A 20033-nucleotide genomic window follows, 5' to 3' on the forward strand; every position below is an offset into this window, starting at 1 on the left:
AGAGCACTCGTCAGAACAGCACGTTGGCGCTCAGTTGCACCATATTGGCGTCGAACTTGCCGGTGCCGAGTACGGGAGAACCGGTGCGCGCCTGGTAGGCGTAGCCGGCGATCACTTGCACCTTGGACCGAACCTGCCACAGCGCCCGCACGCTCGCCGTACGGATCGAGTCGCTCAGGTCGTTCGACCCGGGAAATACGACGCGCGCCGTGTAGTCGCGTTGTTCGTAGGCGGCGCTGGCGTCGACCTTGATCCGGTCGGTCGCGGCCCAGGTCGCCTGCAGGCTGGCGCCCTTGTTCAGGGTGGTGCTGACGCTCGGGCTTTCGATCGGCGCGAACTCGCGCCAGACGGACGCGCTGTAGCTGATCTTGCCCTGCGGCGTGTACAAGGCGGTGATGCGGCCGTTGAAGCCGCTGGTACTGCCTTCGCCGTACGAGGGCTGGTCGCGGCTCACATAGCCGGCCAGCGCCTGCAGCGTGGTCGTCCCGCTGGCCAGCCACTCGACGCGCGCCTTGAGTTCGTCTTGTGTGAAATCGTCGGTGAGCACGCTGCTATTGTAGGGACGCCGATACGGATACTCGCCCTTCACGCGCCGCGCGACGAGGCCGACCGAGCTGCCGCTTCTTGGCCTGTATAAAAGCTCGGCCTCAAGCGCTTTTTCGGTGCGGTTGTTGTAGCGCTGGGCCAGCAATTCATAGGTATATTTGTCGCGCGCGGCGCCGAGGCGCAGCTTCCAGCTCGGGTGCATCTTCCAGCCGGCATCGAACACCTGCCGGCGCTGCTGGCGCAGGTTGCGCTCGTCGCTGTCGAAGTCGGTGTACGGCGCCAGTGTCTTGATGTACAGCGCCTCGGCGCGGCCCTCGAACTTGTTGCCGGCTTCCCAGCGCCAGCTGGCAAGCAGGTCGCGCCCGTCGTAGTCGAGCTGGTCGAAGTGGTCGAACTTGACCTTGGACACCTTGGCCGTCGCCGCGATGCGCTGGCGGCCGAGCGTCCTGTTGTACACCACGCCGGCATCGAGCGTGCGGTAAGCATCGCTGCGCCGGCCGTCGAAGGGCTGCTCGTCGTCGGCGACGCGCAGCAGGTTGTCGTCATAGGTCCAACCGATGCCGCCGAGCAGTCGCATGCCCTCTTTTTGTGGCGCGTCTTTCGGCGCAGCCAGTGCCGGGAAAGAACACAAGACTGTCACCAGCGCAGCCAGGGTGCGATGGCGCTGCAGGTGCCGATGCAATGCTGGGTTGTGAGGCATGTTCTTTGCGTTCCCGGTGATGCTGCGCCGAAGGAATTACCAGAACTGCCAGCCTCCGGTATGCAGCACCCAGGCGCCCAGCAATCCATTGGTGATAGCGTGGGCCAGTATCGGCGACCACAGCTTGCGGTGCCGCATATACAGCAAGCCGTAGGCGACGCCCGCCACAATGCCGGCCAGCCAAAGAGTGTGTTCGAATCCGAACAACACGCATGGAATCACGAAAGCCTTGAAGCCGATGCGAGCCGGATCAACCGATATGAAATTGGATCGTTCAACCCAGCGCATCAAGAAAGAACGCCAGAACAATTCTTCCATCACGGGCACGATCAGGGCGGCGCCGGCGATGCGGATCGCGACCAGCAGCCAGTCGATCTCGCCATGCGTGCGCGGATCGTAGCCGGGGGCGCTGCCGATCGTCATCCAGGGGGCGTCGAGATTGACCCACAAGACCAGCACCACGATGCCGGCGACGACGGCGACCAGCGCCTGCCTGAACGACAGCGCGAACTGGTGCAATTCCTCGTAGCCACGCCAGAACGCGAGCAACAAGGCCAGTACGGCGACGACCTGGACCGGATACAGCCAGCGCTGCTCGGCGCGGCCGACACCGAGCCGCTCGAGTATGTCGCCAAGGACAATGAACAGGATATAGGTGCCGAATGGCAGGATGCGCGCCCAGGCGGCGCGGTTGAGCAAAGGTTCGTCGGCCGCGAGCGCGGCCGATGGAGCAACGGGGCGTGGATCCTTGTGTTCGGTCATCTGTATCCTCACGCCCTAGCGGCAGGCGCCGCTTATTCGCCCCTGGCGCGCGCCTCGATACGTTCCCAGCGGTCGAGCGCGTCGAGCAGCAGGTCTTCGATCTCGGCGAATCGCGCATTGATGCGCTTGGCGTCGGCCGGGTTGGTCTTGTAGAAATCGGGTGCGTTCAGCTGCTGGGTGATCGCCGACTGCTCGTCCTCGAGGTTGGCGATCAGCTGCGGCAGCTCTTCTAGCTCGCGCTGCTCCTTGTAGCTCAGCTTGACCTTCTTGCCGGCCCCCTGGGCTGGCGCCTCGTCGACCTTGGCGGCGCTGGCCTTGGCCGCACCCGGCGCCGGCGCCTGGACGAGCGGGGCCGCGGCCTTCACGCGTTCCCAGTCAGTATAGCCGCCCACAAATTCACGCCACTTGCCGCCGCCTTCGGCCACGATGACCTGGGTCACGACATTGTCGAGGAAAGTACGATCGTGGCTGACCAGGAAGACGGTGCCGGTGTATTCCTCAAGCAATTCTTCCAGCAGCTCGAGGGTGTCGATGTCGAGGTCATTGGTCGGTTCGTCCAGCACCAGGCAGTTGGCCGGCTTGGCGAACAGGCGGGCCAGCAGCAGGCGGTTGCGCTCGCCACCCGACAGCGACTTGACCGGCGAGCGTGCTCGTTCCGGCGAGAACAGGAAGTCGTTCAGGTAAGTCATCACATGCTTGCGCTGGCCATTGATCTCGACCCAGTCGCTGCCGGGCGCGATGGTGTCGGCCAGGCTCGCCTCTTCGTTGAGCTGGGTGCGCATCTGGTCGAAATAGGCCACGTTCAATTTGGTGCCGAGGCGCACGGCGCCGCTGTCGGCGGTTTCTTCGCCCAGGATAATCTTGAGCAGGGTGGTCTTGCCGGCGCCGTTCGGGCCGATCAGGCCGACCTTGTCGCCGCGCATCAGGGTGCCGGTGAAATTGTCGACGATGACCTTGTCGCCATAGCGCTTCGACACGCCTTCGAGGTCGGCGACGATCTTGCCCGAGCGCTCGCCGGTGGCGACGTCCAGCTTGATCTGGCCCTGCTGGTCGCGGCGCGCGGCGCGCTGCAGGCGCAGCGCTTCCAGGCGCCGCACGCGGCCTTCGTCGCGGGTACGGCGTGCCTGCACACCCTTGCGGATCCACACTTCCTCTTGCGCCAGGAATTTGTCGAACTTGGCGTTCTCGACTTCTTCATTGGCCAGCAGCTCGCGCTTGCGTTCCTGGTAGGTGGTGAAATTGCCCGGGAACGAAAGCAGGATGCCGCGGTCGAGTTCGATGATGCGGGTGGCGACATTGTCGAGGAAGCTGCGATCGTGGGTGATGAACAGGATCGAGCCGCGGAATTCGCGCAGCAGGCTCTCCAACCACTTGATCGAGGTAAAGTCCAGGTGATTGGTCGGTTCGTCGAGCAGCAGCACGTCGGGCGCCGACACCAGGGCCACGGCCAGCGCCACGCGCTTTTGCATACCGCCAGAGAGCGTGCCCATCTTCGCGTCGCCCGCCAAGTTCAGACGTCCCAGCGTGGTCTCGACCTTGTTCGCCAGGTTCCAGCCATCGGTGGCGTCCAGCCTGGTCTGCAGCACGTGCATGCGATCCATCAGCGCGTCGTCGTCGCCCTGGCCGAACTTGCCGGTCAGTTCTTCATATTCGGTCAGCATCGCCTGCTGGTCGCCCATGCCGAGCGCGACCACGTCGAATACCGTCATTTCCGGATCGAACACAGGTTCCTGTTCAACATAGGCGATGCTCACGCCCTGCTGCATGACGAGCAAGCCGTCATCGAGTTTGAAACGGCCCGAGATGACCTTCAGGAGCGAGGATTTGCCGGTGCCGTTACGGCCGATGAGACCGACGCGCTCGCCGGTTTCCAGCGAAAAATCGGCGTGGTCGAGCAGCGGGACGTGGCCGAAGGCCAGTTGCGCGGAAGAGAGGGAGATGACAGCCATGATCGATGTGCGGCCCGGCGTGCGAACTGGTCGCTGGCGCCGGCGAATGCGTGAGTTGATTGAATAAGGCGCACATTGTACCGACTGGACCGCCTGCGAGGTCAATTCTCACATCATCCAGGGACGTGCTGCGGAGGGAATGGTATCGCCAGCAGGAATCGAACCTGCATCTAACCCTTAGGAGGGGCTTGTACTATCCATTGTACGATGGCGACACGCGGTGCGAATTGTACCAGTCGCCGCCATGATCTGTCAGCTCGGCAACGCAATACCCGTCACTTCACCGTTACTCAGGATCGTCCACCCGCAAACACCGCTTCATGGTCGACAACAACGCCACCATGCTCGCCTTGTCCTCACCCGGCACATCCGCCAGCATCTCCTCGATCCAGCGCTCATGCACCGCCGCCATCTCGGCAAACGCCTTTCTACCCGCCTCCGTCAGCTTGACCGCCGACGCCCGCCGGTCCCGCGCATCCTGCACCCGCACCACCAGCTCCTCGCGCTCCAGCTGATCGGTAATCCCGGTGATATTCCCCCCAGTGACCATCATGCGTCGCGACAATTCCCCCATCCTCAGCCCGTCCGGGTGCCGCTCAAGCTGCGCCATCAGATCGAACCGCGGCAAGGTGATCCCGAAGGTAGTGCGCAAGCGGCTGCGGATCTCGTTCTCGATCCGCGTCGTACACGACAGCATGCGCAGCCACAATCTCAGCGACTGGTGATGTTCGTCCGTCAGGCGGCTTTCCAGGTCCAGCTCATCCGCCGCTCCATCTTCGGCAGTCCTCATGCGCCTGTCGTCATCCATGCAAGTCCTCAAACCGCTTCAGTGCGTAATTTAAACCGTTGCAGTTTACCGGTTTCGGTCCGCGGCAGTTGTTCCTTGAACAGTATCGCGCGCGGGTATTTATACGGCGCGATCTGGCCCTTCACGAATTCCTGCAGCTGCTGCGCCAGTGCTTCCGACCCAATATGACCGCTGCGCAGCACGACATGCGCCTCGACCAGCTGCCCGCGCTCGGGATCGGCCCGCCCCACCACCGCGCATTCGGCCACCGCCGGATGGTGCAGCAGCGCTTCCTCGACCTCGGCGCCGGCGATGTTGTAGCCGGCCGAGATGATCATGTCGTCGGTCCGCGAGCGATAATAAAAATAACCGTCGGCGTCCATCTCATAGGCGTCGCCGGTCAGGTTCCAGCCATCTTGCACATAGTTGCGCTGGCGTTCGTCGGCCAGGTAGCGGCAGCCGGTCGGCCCCTTCACCGCCAGCCGGCCGATCACGCCCGGCCCCACCGGCCGCCCCTCGGCGTCGAGGATGCAGGCCTGGTAGCCCGGCACCGGCTTGCCGGTGGCGCCGGGCCGAACGTCGTCGCCCGCACTCGAGATGAAGATGTGCAGCAGCTCGGTCGCGCCGATGCCGTCGATCATGGCCAGCCCGGTCGCCGCTTGCCAGGCCTCGCGCGTCGCCACCGGCAGCGCTTCGCCGGCCGACACGCTGGCGCGCAGGCTCGACAGGTCGAAGCGCCCTGCCTGCGTCGCCATCTGCCGGTAGAAGGTCGGCGCCGTGAAGCATACGGTGGCGCGGTGCTCGGCAATCGCCGCCAGCAGGGTCTCGGGGCTCAGGCGCTCGACCAGCACGCCGGCCGCGCCCACGCGCAGCGGGAACAGCAACAGGCCGCCCAGGCCGAAGGTAAACGCCAGCGGCGGCGTGCCGATGAAGACGTCGTCCGCTTGCGAGCGCAGGATGTGGCGCGGGAAAGAGTCGCAGATCGCCAGCACGTCGCGATGGAAATGCATGGTCCCTTTCGGGATGCCCGTGGTGCCCGAAGTGAAGCTGATCAGGCAGACGTCGTCGGCGGCCGTGTCGGCGGCGGCGAACGGCTCGCCATGGCGCGCCATGCGTGCTTCCAGCGCATCCGGGGCGGGATCGTCGAACACCACCAGCGGCACCGGCAAGTCCAGCGCCTCGACTTCTTCCACCAGCGACCCGGCGCACAGCACCGCGTTCACGTTTGCCTTGTCGGCGATCGCCTTCAGTTCGCGCGCGCGCAGCAGCGGCATGGTCGGCACCGCGATGCAGCCGGCCTTGATCACGCCCAGGATGCAGGCTGCCATCGACGGGCAGTTGGCGCCGCGCACCAGCACCCGGTTGCCGGTGGCCAGGCCCAGGTCGTGGCGCAGCACGTGGGCGATGCGGTCGACGCGCGCCAGCAGCTCGGCATAAGCCAGCTGCTCGCGCGCGCCGATCAGCGCCGTGCGTCCGCCCCAGCCGCGCTTGACGGCGCTGTCGAGCAGTTCGGCGACGCAGTTCATGCGCGCCGGGTAATGCAGCTCAGGCAGGTCGAACAGGAATGCGGGCCAGGTCGCCAACGGCGGCAGGTTGGCGCGGGCAAAGCCATCCGTGTGGCCGGACGGGGACAGCGTTGCGAAGGTGACGTCGTTCATGAATGATCCCGGTCGCGTGACACTCGGCGCTTGGACAGTTGCTCAAGCAACAAGGGATACTTTAAATCTAAAGCAATGCATCGGCAAGCGGATTCGTGGCCGGTCTTGTGCCCGCTCGTCCCGGCGTCAACCACCCGCCGCGCGCCCGGCCTGGCGCGCGACCGCCGCGCTGGCGGTCGCCAGCGCCGCAGCCACCTCGTCGGGCCCCGGAGACCTCGTCCCGGCCACCTTGGCCAGCGCGGCCGCCGCAGCGTACAGGCCCAGCGTCTTGCAGCCCTCGCGCAGGCGGTTCAGGCGCGCCTCGGCGCCCTCGTCGCTCGCCGGCGATTCGCGCATGGCCACCTGCAGCTGGCGCGCCAGGCCGTCGAGGTAGAGTCGCAGGCGCGCGTGGTCGATGCCGAGCCGGCGCGCCACCTCGTGCGGCGCTTCGTCCGGCGTCTCCTGCACCGCGGCGGTCGAAGGGAAGAGGCGCTCGAACTGGGCGCGCACGTCTTCCTGGCGGAACGGCTTGACGATGTAGCCGCTGGCGCCCAGCGCCGCCGCTTCGTCCAGGGTGGCGCCGTCCGAGGCCGCCGAGACCAGCACGAAGGGCAGTTCCGCCGTCGCCGCATTGGCGCGCACCCGCTGCAGGAGCTCGAGCCCAGACATGTGCGGCATGCGCAGGTCGCAGAACACGATGGCGGGCCGCAGGCCGGCTTCCAGCTGGCGCCAGGCGTCGGCGCCGTCCTCCGCTTCGAGGATCGCGTGACTGCCGCAGCTGTCGACCAGATGCATCAGCATCATGCGCGCCACGATGTCGTCGTCCACTACCAGCACCTTCATCAACTCTCCGCCAGTTCAGTCAAGACCTGCATTATAGGCAGGCGTTACAGGATCAGCTTATTTCTACTGCCGCTGGAAGGTATCCAGCAGCGCGTGCAGCTGCGGCAGGCCGGCGCGCAGGCGCGCGTGGTCGCCGGCGTCGGCCGCCGCTTCCAGTTCGGCGCACAGCGCCTCGAGCGCCGGTTCGCCCAGGTGGCCGGCGCTGCCGCGCAGGCCGTGCAGGATGCGGCCGGCCGCATCCAGGTCGTCGGATGCGATCGCCGCCGCCAGCTCGCGGCGGCGGCGCGGCAGGTCGGCGCCGAAGGCCGCGCGCAGGCGTGCCGCCAGCGCTGCGCCATGCGGGGCCGCAGGGGCGGCCGGCGCCGCCGGCGCCTCGTCGAAGGTCACGTCGAACATCGCATCCAGCGCCGCCATGGCCTGGGCGCGGCTGTCCTGGGCACGGTCCTCGGGCGATGCTTGCGCCGGCATCGGATCGAGCGGCACGCCGCGCTGCAGCTGGCGCTCGATCGCGCGTGCCAGCTGCAGGTGCAGCGCCGCCTCGTCGATCGGCTTGGTCAGGAAGGCGTCCATCCCGCAGGCCAGGTAGCGCGTGCGGTCCTCGTCGCTGGCGTTGGCGGTCAGCGCCACGATCATCACGTGCTGGTCCAGCACCCGCGCCTCGGGCGAGCCGCCGGCGCGGATCAGGCGGGTGGCGCTGGCGCCGTCCATCTCGGGCATGCGGCCGTCCATCAGCACCAGGTCGTAGCGCCTGCGGGCGCAGGCGGCCACCGCCTCCACGCCGTTGTCGACGATGTCGATCTCGTGGCCCATCTCCTCCACCATCAGGCGCGCGATGATCTGGTTGGTCGGGAAGTCCTCGGCACACAGGATCCGCAGGCGATGGCTATGCGGCGCGCGCGGCGCGTGCTCGACGTGGGCCGGTTCGACGCCGTCCGGCAGCGGCAGCAGCACGCTGAACACGCTGCCCTTGCCTTCTTCGCTGTTGACGCCGATCGTGCCTTTCATGAGTTCCACCAGTTGGCGGCAGATCGCCAGGCCCAGGCCCGTGCCGCCGTAGCGGCGCGTGGTGGTGGTGTCGGCCTGCTCGAATTTCTGGAACAGGCGCGGCAGCGCATCGGCCGGGATCCCGATGCCGGTGTCGCGCACCGTGAAGCGGATCATGTGCATGCCCGGCGGGCGGTCCTGGTCGTCCGGCCGGCATTCGACGTGCACCGTCACGCTGCCCGACCTGGTGAACTTGAAGGCATTGCCGATCAGGTTGACCAGCACCTGGCGCAAGCGGGTCGGGTCGCCCACCAGGTAGCGCGGCACGTCCTCGTCCACCTGCACCGTGAATTCCAGGCTGTGGCCGGCCGCCTGCTGCTGGAACAGGCTGGCCACGCTGCGCATCTTGTCGTGCAGGTCGAAGTCGATCCGCTCGACGGTCAGCTTGCCGGCCTCGATCTTCGAAAAGTCGAGCAAGTCGTTGATGATCGCCAGCAGCGCCTCGGCGTTGGCCTGGCCGCGCAGGATCTGCTCGCGCGTATTGTCCCTGAGCGCCAGGTCGCGCAGCGCGAAGCCGAGCATGCCGATCACACCGGCCAGCGGGGTGCGCATCTCGTGGCTCATATTGGCCAGGAATTCGGACTTCTGGCGCGTCGCGTCCTCGGCGCGGTCCTTCGCGTGGCGCAGGAATTCCTCGTTCTCCTGCAGCGCGCGGTAGGCGCGCGCCAGCTCGTTGCTCTGGTGGCGCCCGCGCCGCTCCTGCTCGCGCAATTCCCGGGTCTGCTGCTCGAGCATGCGGTTTTGCTGCTCGACCTGCTCGGTGCGCGCGCTGACCTGGTGTTCGAGCCGCTCCTTCTGGCGCCGCAGGCCGGCAAAGCGCAGGCGCAAGGCCCCGTAGATCGCGCCGCACACCAGCAGGATCATGCCGATCCGGGCCCAGGGCGTGCCCCAGGGCGGCGGCTCGATGGTCAGCGCCAGCGCCGCCACGTCCTCGCTCCACACCTCGTCCTTGTTGGCGGCGCGCACCCGGAACACATAGGTGCCGGGATCGAGGTTGGTATAGGTGGCAAAGCGCTGGTCGGCGCCGGCGTTCACCCAACCCTCGTCGAAGCCGTCCAGGCGGTAGGCGAACTTGTTGCGCTCGGGCGCGGCGAAGTGCAGCGCCGCGAATTCGAGGGTGATCACGGCGGCGTCGGCCGGCAGGGTCACTGCGCTGGCGTTCTCGATCGGTCCCGGCAAGAGGCCCGGGAAAGCCTGCTCCAGCGGGCGGTTGTATACCTGCAGCCCGGTGATCATGGGGCGCGGCGCGATGCTGTTGTCGCGGATCGCGCGCGGGTCGAACGCCGTGATGCCGTTGAAGCCGCCGAAATACAGGGTACCATCGCTGGTCTTCAACACTGCCGCGTCGAAGAAGGCGCCCTCGGTGATGCCGTCGGCCGCCGTGTAGCTGCGCCAGCGCCCGCTGGCCGGATCGAAGCACGAGATTCCGCCCGAGGTGCTGGCCCAGATGCGGCCGTCCTGGTCTTCCACGATGGCGGCCACCGAATCGTCGACCAGGCCGTCGCGCGTCGTAAAGCGGGTAAAACTCAGCGCGCCGTCCTGGCCGGTCACCATGCGGTTCAGTCCCACCGCGGTGCCGATCCAGATGTCGCCGCGGCTGTCTTCCATCAGGTGGTGCACCTCGTCGTGGCTGATGCTGTTGGGGTCGAAGTCGTCGTGCCTGAAGTGGCGGAAGCGCCCGCTGGCGCGGTCCAGCAAGTCAAGGCCGGCAAAGGTGCCGACCCAGAAGCGGCCATGCCGGTCTTCCAGCATGGGCCGCGCGACATCGTCCGACAGGCTGGTGAATTTCGAGGGATCGTGGCGGTAGCTGGTCACGGCGCGGGTGACCGGATCGAGCCGGTGCATGCCGCCGCGGGTGGTGATCCAGATGCTGCCGGCGCGGTCCACCAGCATCGAGCGCACATTGTTGGCGTCGGCGTCGCCCGGCAGCACCTGGCGACGGAAAGCGCGCGTGGCCGGATCGAACGAGGTGACGCCCGAGCGGCTCCCGATCCACAGCAGGCCGGCATGGTCGCGCACGATGGCCGCCGCCGGCACGTCGATCAGGCTATTCGGGTCATCCTTCCGGTGCCGGAATACCTCGGCCTGGCCGGTCAGCGGATCGAAATGGTGCAAGGCGCCGGCCGAACCGACCCACAGCCGGTCGCCGTCCTGCAGCATGGCGCGCACCTTGTTGTCGGCCAGCGAGTCGGGCTCGCCCGGACGCGCGTTCAGGCGCGCAAAGCCGCCGCTGCCCAGGTCCACGCGCGACACCCCGCCATACCAGGTGCCGGCCCAGAAGGTGCCGACCCGGTCGCGGTAAAGGGCCGAGACGTAGTTGTCGACCAGGCTATGGCGGTCGGTGACGACGTTGCGGATGGCGTCGAAGCACTCGCCATCGGCGCGCCAGCGCAGCAGGCCGTCGTCGTGCGAGCCGGCCCACACCGTGCTGTCGGGGTCCTGGTACAGGGTGGTAATCCAGTAGCCGTCGATGCCGTCCGCTGGCCCGAAGCGGCGCACGCTGCCGGCGTCGGGCCCGCGCAGTGCGCGCCGCTCCAGCCCGCCGAAGCGGCCGATCCAGAGCCGCTGTTCGGCGTCGACCAGCAGCGCGTGCACGGGACGCGCACGCCGGTCCAGGTTCGAGGCATGGTGTTCGATGGTCTTGCGGTCCGGCGCCAGGCTGTCCAGGCCGGCCGCGGTGCCGATCCACAGGCGCCCGTCGGCATCCAGCGCCAGCGCCTGGATGCCGTCGTCGCGCAGGGTGCGCGGATCGTTCGGCACATGATGCCAGACCGTGAACTTTCCACTTTCGAGGTCGAAGTGCTGCAGGCCGTCGGCGGTGCCGATCCACAGGCCGTTGCGGCCGTCGCCGACCAAGGCCTTGATCTGGCGGTTGCCGGTGCCGCGCCGGCTCGGCTCCTGCGGCGCATACAGGGTGAAGCTGCGGGTGGCCGGATCGTAGCGATTCAGGCCGCCGTCGGTGCCCAGCCACATGCGGCCGTGGCGGTCCAGGTGCAGCACCCGCACCCAGTTGCTGGCCAGGCTGCGCGGGTTGCCGATCTCGCTGCGATAGTTCACGAAACGGTAGCCGTCATAGCGCGACAGGCCGGACTGGGTGCCGAACCACATGAAGCCGTCGCGGTCCTGGACGATCGCCAGGATCGATTCCTGGGCCAGGCCCTGCTGCACCGACAGGTGCTCGAAGCGCAGGGTCGGCTCGGGGGCGGCCGCGCGCAGCGGCATGGCCACCAGCAGCGCCAGCATCGACAAGAAAAGACGCGCCATGCTCATGGGGCGAAGAAGGCCAGCACGTCGTCGCGCCGCGCCAGGGTGTCGTGCTCGCCCAGGCGGATCAGTTCGCGCGTATAACTGGCCTCGAACAGCAGGTAGGACGCCAGCGCCGCGCCGCGCGTCTCGAGCGCGCCAAGGGCCCCCAGCAGGGTGCGCACCGGCGCCGGCAGGCTGGCCGTGTGGCGCGCGGCAATGTCGTCCAGCTGTTCCGACGGCGCGATGGTCAACAGCTCGACCTGGCGCAATGGCATGCCGGCCCTGGCCGCTTCGGGGATGCGGGCCAGCGTGTGGTTTACCCGCTGCAGGCGTTCGACGTCGGCCGCCAGGCTGTCGAGGAAGATCGACGACAATGCATGGCCGGCCACCTGGGCCAGGCTCGGGTAGCCGCCCTGGCCGGGGTCGAAGGATGCCGGCTCGCTCATGCGGCCGGCGCCCACCACCAGCACCCTGGTGGCGCCCAGGTGGATGGCCGGCGCGATCGGCGCCGACTGGCGCATCGAGCCGTCGCCGCAGAACTCGCGGTGGCCGGCCAGGTACAGCGGCACCGCCGGGAACACGAAGGGAATCGCGCTCGAGGCCAGCAGGTGCTCGACCCCGATCTGGGTCGCCATCGCCATGCGCTGGTGGCGCACCCAGGGCTCGACCCGGGCCGCGCTCTGGTAGAAGGTCAGGTGGTGGCCGCTGCTGTACGAGGACGCGGTGACGGCCAGCGCATGCAGCCGGCCCGATTCCAGGTTGGCGTCCAGGCGCGGCAGGTCGAGCACGCGGTGCAGCAGGCCGGCCAGCGGGGTGTTGTCGAGCAGCGAGCGTGGCGGCGCGGCGCGCCATTTGCGCAGCAGCCAGCCGAAGGACAACAGCGACAGCCAGCGCGCGCCGGAGCGCAGCACGGCCAGCGAATCGGCGCGGTAGACCGTGTGGGTGACCACGTTTTCCCATACCGCGAGCAGGCCGCGCACGCCGCTGGCGAAGTTGTCGGCGCGGCAGGCCAGCGCGGTCGCGTTCAGGGCGCCGGCCGAGGTGCCGCAGATGATGTCGAAAGGAGAATACGCGGCCGGCCGCCCGGCATCCTGCAGGATGCGCGAGATCGCGTGCAGGACCCCGGCCTGGTAGGCGGCGCGCGCTCCTCCCCCTGTCGGGATCAATCCGGTTTTCTGTTTGCTATCCACGGCGACAGGTTAGCAAACTCTGCTTGTCTTGAGGCAAATATGCGGCAGGGATCGCGACAAATTGTCGGGAATTGTCGCTTCCCTGCCCCACTTCAATCGCCCCTGGCGATCCCCTCGCGGCGCGGATCGGCGCCGCCGAACCACATCGGCACCCCGTGCACCCCGATGCGCTCGATGCCGTGCAGCCCCGAGGTCTGGTCGCTTACCCGGATTGCATGGCCGCGTGCGCGCAGCAGGTCTTGCGTGGCTTGCGGGAAGCGCCCGCGTTCCAGCTCGGTCGGGCCGTTGCGGCTGCCGAAATTGGGCAGCGCGATCGCCTGCTGCACGTTCAGGCCCCAGTCCAGGGTCCCGACCAGCACCTTGGCCACATAATTGATGATGGCCGGGCCGCCGGGCGAGCCGACGGTGAGCACCAGCCTGCCGCTTTCCTTCTCGAACACGATGGTCGGCGACATGGCGCTGCGCGGCCGTTTATTGGCCTCGACCCGGTTGGCCACCGGACCGTCCGCATCGCGCGCGCTGAACGAAAAATCGGTCAGCTGGTTGTTCAGCATGAAGCCGTCGACCATCTGGCGCGAACCGAAGGCGTCTTCGATGGTGGTCGTCATCGCCAGGCCCATGCCGTTGGCGTCGACCACCGACAGGTGCGAGGTCGACGGCGTCTCGATGGCATTGTCGGTGCCCCAGGCGACCTCCATCCCCGGCGGCGTGCCAGCCCTGGCCTCGCCCATCGAGCGGGCGCCGACCAGGGCGGCGCGCTGTTTCAAATAGCCCTTGTCGATCAGGCTCGGGATGCCGCGGCCCGGCAGCGGCACGAAGTCGCTGTCGGCCGCGTAGCGGTTGCGGTCGGCGTAGGCCAGGCGCCCCACTTCCGAGAACACGTGCACCGCCTCGGCGTTCGGCACGCCGTCTCCTGGCGCCAGCGCCTTCATGTCGAAGGTCTCGAACATGCCCAGCATCTGGGCCACTGCGATCCCGCCCGACGACGGCGGCGGCATGCCGCACACGGTGTACTGGCGGTAGTCGCTGCATACGGGCGCGCGCACCTTGGGGCGGTAGTCGGCGATGTCCTTCGCGCTCAAGAGGCCCGGATTGGTCGGGTGGCCGGCCACCTTGGCCGCGATATCGCGCGCGATGCGGCCGGTATAGAACACGTCGGCGCCGCCCTCGGCGATCTCACGCAGGGTCCTGGCCAGCGCCGGATTCCTGAGGATGTGGCCGACCGGCCAGGGCTGGCCGGCCTTGTCGTAGAAATAAGCGACCGCCACCGGATCCTTGCGCAGGTGCGTTTCGCCGGCCAGCATCTTGTGCATGCGCGGGCTGACCGCGAAGCCCTGTTCAGACAGACGGATGGCCGGCTCGAACAGCGCTTTCCACTGCAGCTTGCCGTGCTGGCGATGGGCCAGTTCGAGCATGCGCAGCACGCCTGGCGCGCCGACCGAGCGGCCGCCGACCACACCTTCGGTGCGCGACAGCGGCGTGCCGTCCGGGCGCTCGAACAGGTGCTCGTCGGCGCGGCTCGGCGCGGTCTCGCGGCCGTCGAAGGCCTGGGTCTGCTTGCCGTCGTAGTGGACCATGAAGGCGCCGCCGCCGATGCCAGACGATTGCGGCTCGACCAGGGTCAGCACCAGCTGGGTGGCGATCGCGGCGTCGATCGCGCTGCCGCCGCGGCGCAGGATCTGGTAGCCGGCATCGACCGCCAGCGGATTGGCCGCGGCCACCATGTATTTCTGGGCCGGCCAGCCCGCTTTTTCCTGCAAGCCGCTGGCCGCTTCCGGCGCAGCCTGCAACGAGTCCTGGGCCAGGACCGGTTGAGTAAAGATGCCGGCCAGCGCCAGGCCGAGTGCGAGCGTGCTGAGTTGTTTCAAATCGTTTCTCCAAAAGCAAACGGGCGCGCCGCCACACGCACTGCGGCGACGCGCCCGCTCATCGCAGACATGCTACCTCATGTCGCGCAGGCTTGCTTTCGGAACAATGCTTCTTTATTTAGGCTGCATGCGGATCGCGCCATCGAGGCGGATCGTTTCGCCGTTGAGCATCACATTCTCGATGATGGCCTTGGCCAGGTGGGCATACTCTTTCGGCAGGCCGAGGCGCGGCGGGAACGGCACCATCTTGCCCAGCGAGTCGCGCACTTCCTGCGGCATATTCATCAGCATCGGGGTTTCGAAGATGCCCGGGGCGATCGTCATCACGCGGATGCCGTTGCGCGCCAGGTCGCGCGCCATCGGCAGCGTCATGCCGGCCACGGCCGCTTTCGATGAGCCATAGGCGGCTTGCCCCATCTGGCCATCATAGGCCGCGACCGAGGCGGTGTTGATGATGACGCCGCGCTCGCCGTGGTCGGACTCGGGCGTCAGGGACATGGCCTCGGCCGCCAGGCGCGCCATATTGAAGGTGCCGACCAGGTTGATGTTGACGGCGCGCTGGAATACGTCCAGCGGGTGCGGGCCGTCCTTCCCGACGGTCTTGACCGCAGGCGCCACGCCGGCGCAGTTGACCAGGCCACGCAGGGTGCCCAGCGCCACGGCGGCCTCGACCACGGCCTTGCCATCGGCTTCCTGGGTGACGTCGCACTTGACGAACTGGCCGCCAAGTTCGCTCGCCAGCGCGCGGCCGGCTTCTTCCTGGACGTCGGCGATCACGACTTTCGCGCCGGCATCGATAAGCATGCGCGCGCTCGCCGCGCCCAGGCCCGAGGCGCCGCCGGTCACGATGAAGACGTTGTTCTGGATTTGCATGGTGTGTCCCTTATAAAAGTTCTATTTGCCGTTTACGTTAACGTCAACAGGCATTGTAGCGAACTTTGATGGGAAAAAACCACGAACCGGATCAAGTCAGAAGCACTGCATGGTATTGCCGGTGCGGTTGCACAGGCGGCCGGCGCTGTTGACGCTGGAATTGCCGACCTGGCCGGCCGTGGTAGCGCCGCTGGCGTCGGTACAGGTGGCGCCGGTGCAGGCGCTGACCGGGCTCGAGGTCGGGCCGACCGGGGCCGGCGCGCCGGTCGCCGGCGGTGGCGCGACCACGCGCGCGCTCGGCGGCACCGGCTGGCTGTCCTGGGAGCGCGGCATCACGGTCGGTTGCGGCCGCACGTTCTGGGGCGCCGGATGGGTGGCGGGGTCGATATCCTTCAGGCGCGACGGTTCCTGGCGGCCGGTGGCTTTCTCTTCCTGGGTCATGGGACGCATGTCGATCGTCGGGGCCGGGGTCGAAGTCTGCTGCCCGTCGAGCGATGGGCGATAGGTCGCGCCGGTCGTCGGCTGGCCCTGGGTCACGCCGGTGGTCTGGGCGCCCGCGCCGATGGCCGTGGCGGCGAGCAGGAAGGCAAGAATGGCTTTCGACGTGTTCATGGCAGACCTCTCTCTTTATTTGATTAACCGATAAGCTATTATCGTCTTGTCAACGTGCGCACGGCGCACGAGAAACAATTTCTCACATAATTACAGTACCGCCGAGACGTGTTCAAGGACAACAACGAACTATCGATATAAACCGCTTAATAATGGTACCAAGGCTATTTGCATACCTATAATTGTTTCCCGATTGCAAATTCGCGACAATCATGCCGATGACCAGCACCAATGCCTACGCGGCCACCGTCCAGTCCTTCTATGCAGCCTTCTTCGGCCGTCCCGCCGATCGGGACGGGCTCGCATTCTGGACGCGGCAATTCGAGGCAGCTGACGGCCAGTTTGCCGCCATCGGCGCCGCTTTCGCGCAGTCCCACGAGGCGCTGATCCGTTTCGGCAACGTGCCACTGCCCGAACGCGTTGCCGGTATCTACGAGACGCTGTTCAGCCGCGCTCCCGAAGCCGACGGCCTGCGGTTCTGGATCGATGCCGTCGAGGGCGGCCATGTGCCCCTGGAGGGCGTGGCGCTCGCCATCCTGCAGGGCGCCCAGGGAAGCGATCGCGACCTGGCCCTGCTGCGGCTGGATGCCGCCAGCCGCTTCACGCAACGGGTCGAGCCTGGCGCCGCCGACTACCACGGCTATACCGGCATCGAGGCCGGACGCATACTGCTGCGCGCCGTCACGGCGGATGCCACGCCCGGGCAGCTCGACGCCCTGGTGACATCGTCGCTGCGCCTGGCCAACGTGCTCAGCGATCATCCGGCCGTGATGGAAGCGCTGGCGCCAGGGCGGCCCCTGCTCGAGCTGTTCGACGCCGGCCGCTGGTCGGCCGATCCGGCGCTGCTGACCGAGGCGCTGGACCTGATCGCCGCGTCGGCGGCGGACCGGCCGACCCTCATGCGCCAGCTGCTGCGCAAGGGCGGCGTGGCCGAGGTGCTGGACGACATGCCGGCGCGGATCGACCTGCAATCCCTGGTCGAGCTGCTCAGGCAGGATGGCCTGAAGGGGCTGCTCGACCTGGCCTACCCGCCGCCCGTGACGCAGCCCGATCCTGAACCCGAGCCGGAGCCGGAGCCGGACCCGCCAACCCTGACGGCCATCGGCTATGGCACGACGGATCACCACCTGGCGATCGGCGAGACGATCGCCTTGCGCCTCGTGTTCAGCGACACCGTGCAGGCCGCCGCCGGCACCCGCCTGCTGCTGAACAACGGGGGCGCCGCCATCTACACCGGCGGCAACGGCAGCAACACCCTGGTCTTCACCTACACCGTGCAGTCCGGCGACAGCATCGCCGACCTGGCGCTGGCCATCAGCGGCGCGCTGGACGGCGGCATCGCCAACCGGGTCGGCGCCGCACTGGCGGCCGCCAGCCTGGACGGCCTCAATCCGGCCGGGGTCGTCATCGTCGATGGGGAGCAGACGAGCGTCACGATCACGGCGGGCGTGGACGGCCTGCGCATCGTGGCCGACAAGCCCGGCGACGTGCTGATCGAAGACGCCAGCGGCCAGCGGGTGCAGGCCCACGCCGGCGACGGCGCCGCCCCGGTCGACGTCGTGCTTGGCGAACGTGCGACAGGCAGCCTGACCGGCACCGTGCTGGTGCAGGCGCCGAGCGGGAATATCGGCAACGCGCCTGGCGCCATCGTGGTCGCGCTCGGCTCGAACGCCGGCCAGGACCTGGCCGGCCAGTACGTGTGGGGCCATGGCGGCGACGACGTCATCGACGGCACCGCCGCAGGCGACCTGCTGTTCGGCGGCGACGGCAACGACACGATCCGGGCCGGCGCCGGGCGCGACGTCATACACGGCGGACGCGGCGGCGACACCATCGACCTGGGCGCGGACAACGATGTCGACCGGCTGGTCCATGGCGCCGGCGAGTCCAGCGCCGGCCTGCCCCTGTTCCAGGACGGCGACCAGACCGCCCACATCGACAAGGTCGACCATCTCGGCGTCGGCGACATCGTCGACCTGGGCCGGCCGTTCGCCGGCGTGCCGGTATGGCGCGACACGTATCTGAGCGGCCTGGACCCCAACGAAATCGCGCTCGTGCGCGGCTCGGCCAGTGGCGGGCGCTTCGTGCAGGGCGACGCTGCCGCGGACGACGACTTCATGCTGCAGTGGGTCACCGACGACGTGGTGGGCAGCGCCATCCTGCGCGACGTCGGCAGCCGGGCCGAGTTCACCATCGACCGCGCCGCCGGGACCCTGACCCTGGCCGCGCCGACGCCCGCCATGTCACTGGTGAAGTCGGTCTCGTATTCATCGCTGCTCGGGGACGTCGTCACCGCGACCTTCGAATCCTTGCCCGACCCGGTCACGCACACCCCGGGCAGCGAGACCGGCCTGGCCAACCGCGACGGCTTCTCCTTGTTGAACTACCGTGAATTTGCCCCGCTGCCGACCGACCCCGGCCACCACGCCGCGCCCGGATTCGGCCTGCGCGACAATGTCCTTTCGCTCAACGGGCCGCTCGCCTCGAACCTGTACTCGATGTTCTGGACCAACGACACCTTCGACACGACGGCGGGCCACCTCGCGACCGGCCAGGTCTTTTTTGCGGGCGGCCATAACAACGGCTTCGACAACGACGGTTTCGCGGTCGTCGGCATGCGCACGATGTCCCGCGACACGGCCTTCACCGACGCGGTCCCGTGGGCCATTTTCGGCCACGCCTCCGGCGCGGCGAGCCTCGTCACGGGAAGCGGGAACGACGTCGTGCTGAGCAAGAGCGGGGCGCTGACGGTCGTCTACGCCGGCATCGATGCCGGCGCCGAAGACCTGATCCTGGACTTCGACCCGGCCAAGGACCGTATCGGCCTGGCCGGCGACCTGCGCGCCGCCGTCGACGACAACGGGGACGGTTTCGACTGGCTGGGCGGCAGCGGTGGGCAGCTGGTGGTCGGCGCCGGTATCGATGCGGTGGAGGTGACGCTGATCGATCCCGCAGCCGTCGTCTCGAGCGCGGCATCGCTGCAGCAGCAGACACTGGACACGCTCAACGGCGCGCTCGACGTCAGCGAGCTGGCGCGCGGCGGCGATATCCTGATCCTGGCCCGGCACGCCGGGCACGGCGGCAGCGCCGCCCTGCTCTATTTCCGCGCACAGGACGACCATGGCGTCATCGACGCCGACGAGCTCACCTTCATCGCCACCTTCAACGGCGGCGCGCCGACCATGGGCGACCTCGAGCTGGTGGCAGTGCCGCCACCCTCCCCGTAAACGACGAAAGCGGACCCACGGGTCCGCTTTCGTCATGGGGCTGCCGTGCGCTTAGTTCGACAGCGCCGCGAACGCGTTGTCGCGCACCTGCTCGACCGGGCCGACGCCCGAGATCTTGCGGTACTTCGGCGCGCCAGGCAGGCCCGACTCGGCCCACTTGCCGTAGTAGCCCAGCAGCACTTCGGTCTGGTTGTGGTAGACCTCCAGGCGCTTGGACACGGTCTCGGCCTTGTCGTCGTCGCGCTGGATCAGCGGCTCGCCGGTGACGTCGTCGACGCCTTCGTTCTTCGGCGGGTTGAACTTGACGTGGTACACGCGGCCCGAGGCCGGGTGCGAGCGGCGGCCCGTCATGCGCTCGAGGATCATTTCGTCAGGCACGTCGATCTCGAGCACGTAGTCGATGGTGACGCCGCTGTCCTTCATCGCCTCGGCCTGGGCGATGGTGCGCGGGAAGCCGTCGAACAGGTAGCCGTTGGCGCAATCCGCATCCTTCAGGCGCTCCTTGACCAGGCCGATGATGATGTCGTCCGAGACCAGCTGGCCGGCGTCCATCACTTTTTTCGCAGCCAGGCCCAGTTCGGTGCCCGCCTTGATCGCGGCGCGCAGCATGTCGCCGGTCGAGATTTGCGGGATGTTGAACTTTTCCTTGATGAAGTTTGCCTGGGTGCCCTTACCGGCGCCGGGTGCTCCTAACAGAATGAGACGCATGAGTTTCCTGAAATTCTAGAAAATAATGAAAGTTTTTGGGG

The 20033-nt window shown here is 67.7% G+C and carries 13 protein-coding genes and 1 tRNA gene; 1 reads left to right on the plus strand and 13 read right to left on the minus strand.

The genetic code is table 11. The features are described from left to right. Positions 1 to 10: 10 nt before the first annotated feature. From epsL to E8M83_RS23675, 12 genes are all read right to left on the minus strand, one after another. Positions 11 to 1246: an XrtB/PEP-CTERM-associated polysaccharide biosynthesis outer membrane protein EpsL gene (gene epsL, locus E8M83_RS23620; protein ID WP_137175794.1), complete on the minus strand. Its 1236-nt coding sequence runs from the start codon at positions 1244 to 1246 to the stop codon at positions 11 to 13. 36 nt (positions 1247 to 1282) lie between these two features. Beyond that, entirely contained in the window at positions 1283 to 2008 is a 726-nt protein-coding gene (locus E8M83_RS23625) for a CAAX prenyl protease-related protein (RefSeq protein ID WP_137175795.1), read from the minus strand. A gap of 32 nt (positions 2009 to 2040) precedes the next feature. After that, entirely contained in the window at positions 2041 to 3957 is a 1917-nt protein-coding gene (locus tag E8M83_RS23630; protein WP_137175796.1) for an ATP-binding cassette domain-containing protein, read from the minus strand. Positions 3958 to 4097: 140 nt separating this feature from the next. Next, positions 4098 to 4172 (minus strand) — tRNA-Arg (locus tag E8M83_RS23635). A gap of 71 nt (positions 4173 to 4243) precedes the next feature. Further along, on the minus strand, positions 4244 to 4765 hold the full coding sequence (locus E8M83_RS23640) for a MarR family winged helix-turn-helix transcriptional regulator (RefSeq protein WP_137175797.1): 522 nt from the start codon (positions 4763 to 4765) through the stop codon (positions 4244 to 4246). A gap of 8 nt (positions 4766 to 4773) precedes the next feature. Further along, on the minus strand, positions 4774 to 6402 hold the full coding sequence (locus E8M83_RS23645) for a benzoate-CoA ligase family protein (protein ID WP_137175798.1): 1629 nt from the start codon (positions 6400 to 6402) through the stop codon (positions 4774 to 4776). A gap of 126 nt (positions 6403 to 6528) precedes the next feature. Further along, on the minus strand, positions 6529 to 7224 hold the full coding sequence (locus E8M83_RS23650) for a response regulator (protein WP_137175799.1): 696 nt from the start codon (positions 7222 to 7224) through the stop codon (positions 6529 to 6531). A 63-nt stretch (positions 7225 to 7287) separates the two neighbouring features. Continuing rightward, positions 7288 to 11532, minus strand: coding sequence for a hybrid sensor histidine kinase/response regulator (locus tag E8M83_RS23655; protein WP_229491864.1), 4245 nt, complete (start codon positions 11530 to 11532; stop codon positions 7288 to 7290). 2 nt (positions 11533 to 11534) lie between these two features. After that, complete coding sequence (locus E8M83_RS23660) at positions 11535 to 12680, minus strand: patatin-like phospholipase family protein (RefSeq protein ID WP_229491868.1); 1146 nt, start codon at positions 12678 to 12680, stop codon at positions 11535 to 11537. A gap of 116 nt (positions 12681 to 12796) precedes the next feature. Then, entirely contained in the window at positions 12797 to 14572 is a 1776-nt protein-coding gene (ggt, locus tag E8M83_RS23665) for a gamma-glutamyltransferase (protein ID WP_206077513.1), read from the minus strand. 114 nt (positions 14573 to 14686) lie between these two features. Further along, complete coding sequence (locus E8M83_RS23670) at positions 14687 to 15445, minus strand: 3-hydroxyacyl-CoA dehydrogenase (RefSeq protein ID WP_137175801.1); 759 nt, start codon at positions 15443 to 15445, stop codon at positions 14687 to 14689. A gap of 96 nt (positions 15446 to 15541) precedes the next feature. Beyond that, the gene (locus tag E8M83_RS23675; RefSeq protein ID WP_137175802.1) at positions 15542 to 16057 is read right to left on the minus strand and encodes a hypothetical protein; all 516 of its coding nucleotides are present in this window, start codon (positions 16055 to 16057) and stop codon (positions 15542 to 15544) included. 212 nt (positions 16058 to 16269) lie between these two features. On the opposite strand from E8M83_RS23675, the gene E8M83_RS23680 reads away from it, so the two are divergent. Further along, positions 16270 to 19284: a calcium-binding protein gene (locus E8M83_RS23680; RefSeq protein ID WP_137175803.1), complete on the plus strand. Its 3015-nt coding sequence runs from the start codon at positions 16270 to 16272 to the stop codon at positions 19282 to 19284. A 51-nt stretch (positions 19285 to 19335) separates the two neighbouring features. Here E8M83_RS23680 and adk read toward each other — a convergent pair whose 3' ends face one another. Further along, a complete protein-coding gene (adk, locus tag E8M83_RS23685) occupies positions 19336 to 19992 on the minus strand; it encodes an adenylate kinase (RefSeq protein WP_137175804.1) in 657 nt (218 codons plus the stop codon). Positions 19993 to 20033: the final 41 nt, after the last annotated feature.

Origin of the sequence: Massilia sp. HP4 (genome assembly GCF_005222695.1) — a bacterium.
In the GTDB taxonomy this organism is placed as follows: Bacteria; Pseudomonadota; Gammaproteobacteria; order Burkholderiales; family Burkholderiaceae_D; genus Telluria.

Coding starts and splice junctions, on each gene's coding strand:
- E8M83_RS23680 (WP_137175803.1), top strand. CDS start 16,270: ATGCCGATGACCAGCACCAATGCCTACGCGGCCACCGTCCAGTCCTTC.
- E8M83_RS23630 (WP_137175796.1), bottom strand. CDS start 3,957: ATGGCTGTCATCTCCCTCTCTTCCGCGCAACTGGCCTTCGGCCACGTC.
- E8M83_RS23670 (WP_137175801.1), bottom strand. CDS start 15,445: ATGCAAATCCAGAACAACGTCTTCATCGTGACCGGCGGCGCCTCGGGC.
- E8M83_RS23645 (WP_137175798.1), bottom strand. CDS start 6,402: ATGAACGACGTCACCTTCGCAACGCTGTCCCCGTCCGGCCACACGGAT.
- E8M83_RS23625 (WP_137175795.1), bottom strand. CDS start 2,008: ATGACCGAACACAAGGATCCACGCCCCGTTGCTCCATCGGCCGCGCTC.
- E8M83_RS23650 (WP_137175799.1), bottom strand. CDS start 7,224: ATGAAGGTGCTGGTAGTGGACGACGACATCGTGGCGCGCATGATGCTG.
- E8M83_RS23655 (WP_229491864.1), bottom strand. CDS start 11,532: ATGGCGCGTCTTTTCTTGTCGATGCTGGCGCTGCTGGTGGCCATGCCG.
- adk (WP_137175804.1), bottom strand. CDS start 19,992: ATGCGTCTCATTCTGTTAGGAGCACCCGGCGCCGGTAAGGGCACCCAG.
- epsL (WP_137175794.1), bottom strand. CDS start 1,246: ATGCCTCACAACCCAGCATTGCATCGGCACCTGCAGCGCCATCGCACC.
- E8M83_RS23675 (WP_137175802.1), bottom strand. CDS start 16,057: ATGAACACGTCGAAAGCCATTCTTGCCTTCCTGCTCGCCGCCACGGCC.
- E8M83_RS23640 (WP_137175797.1), bottom strand. CDS start 4,765: ATGGATGACGACAGGCGCATGAGGACTGCCGAAGATGGAGCGGCGGAT.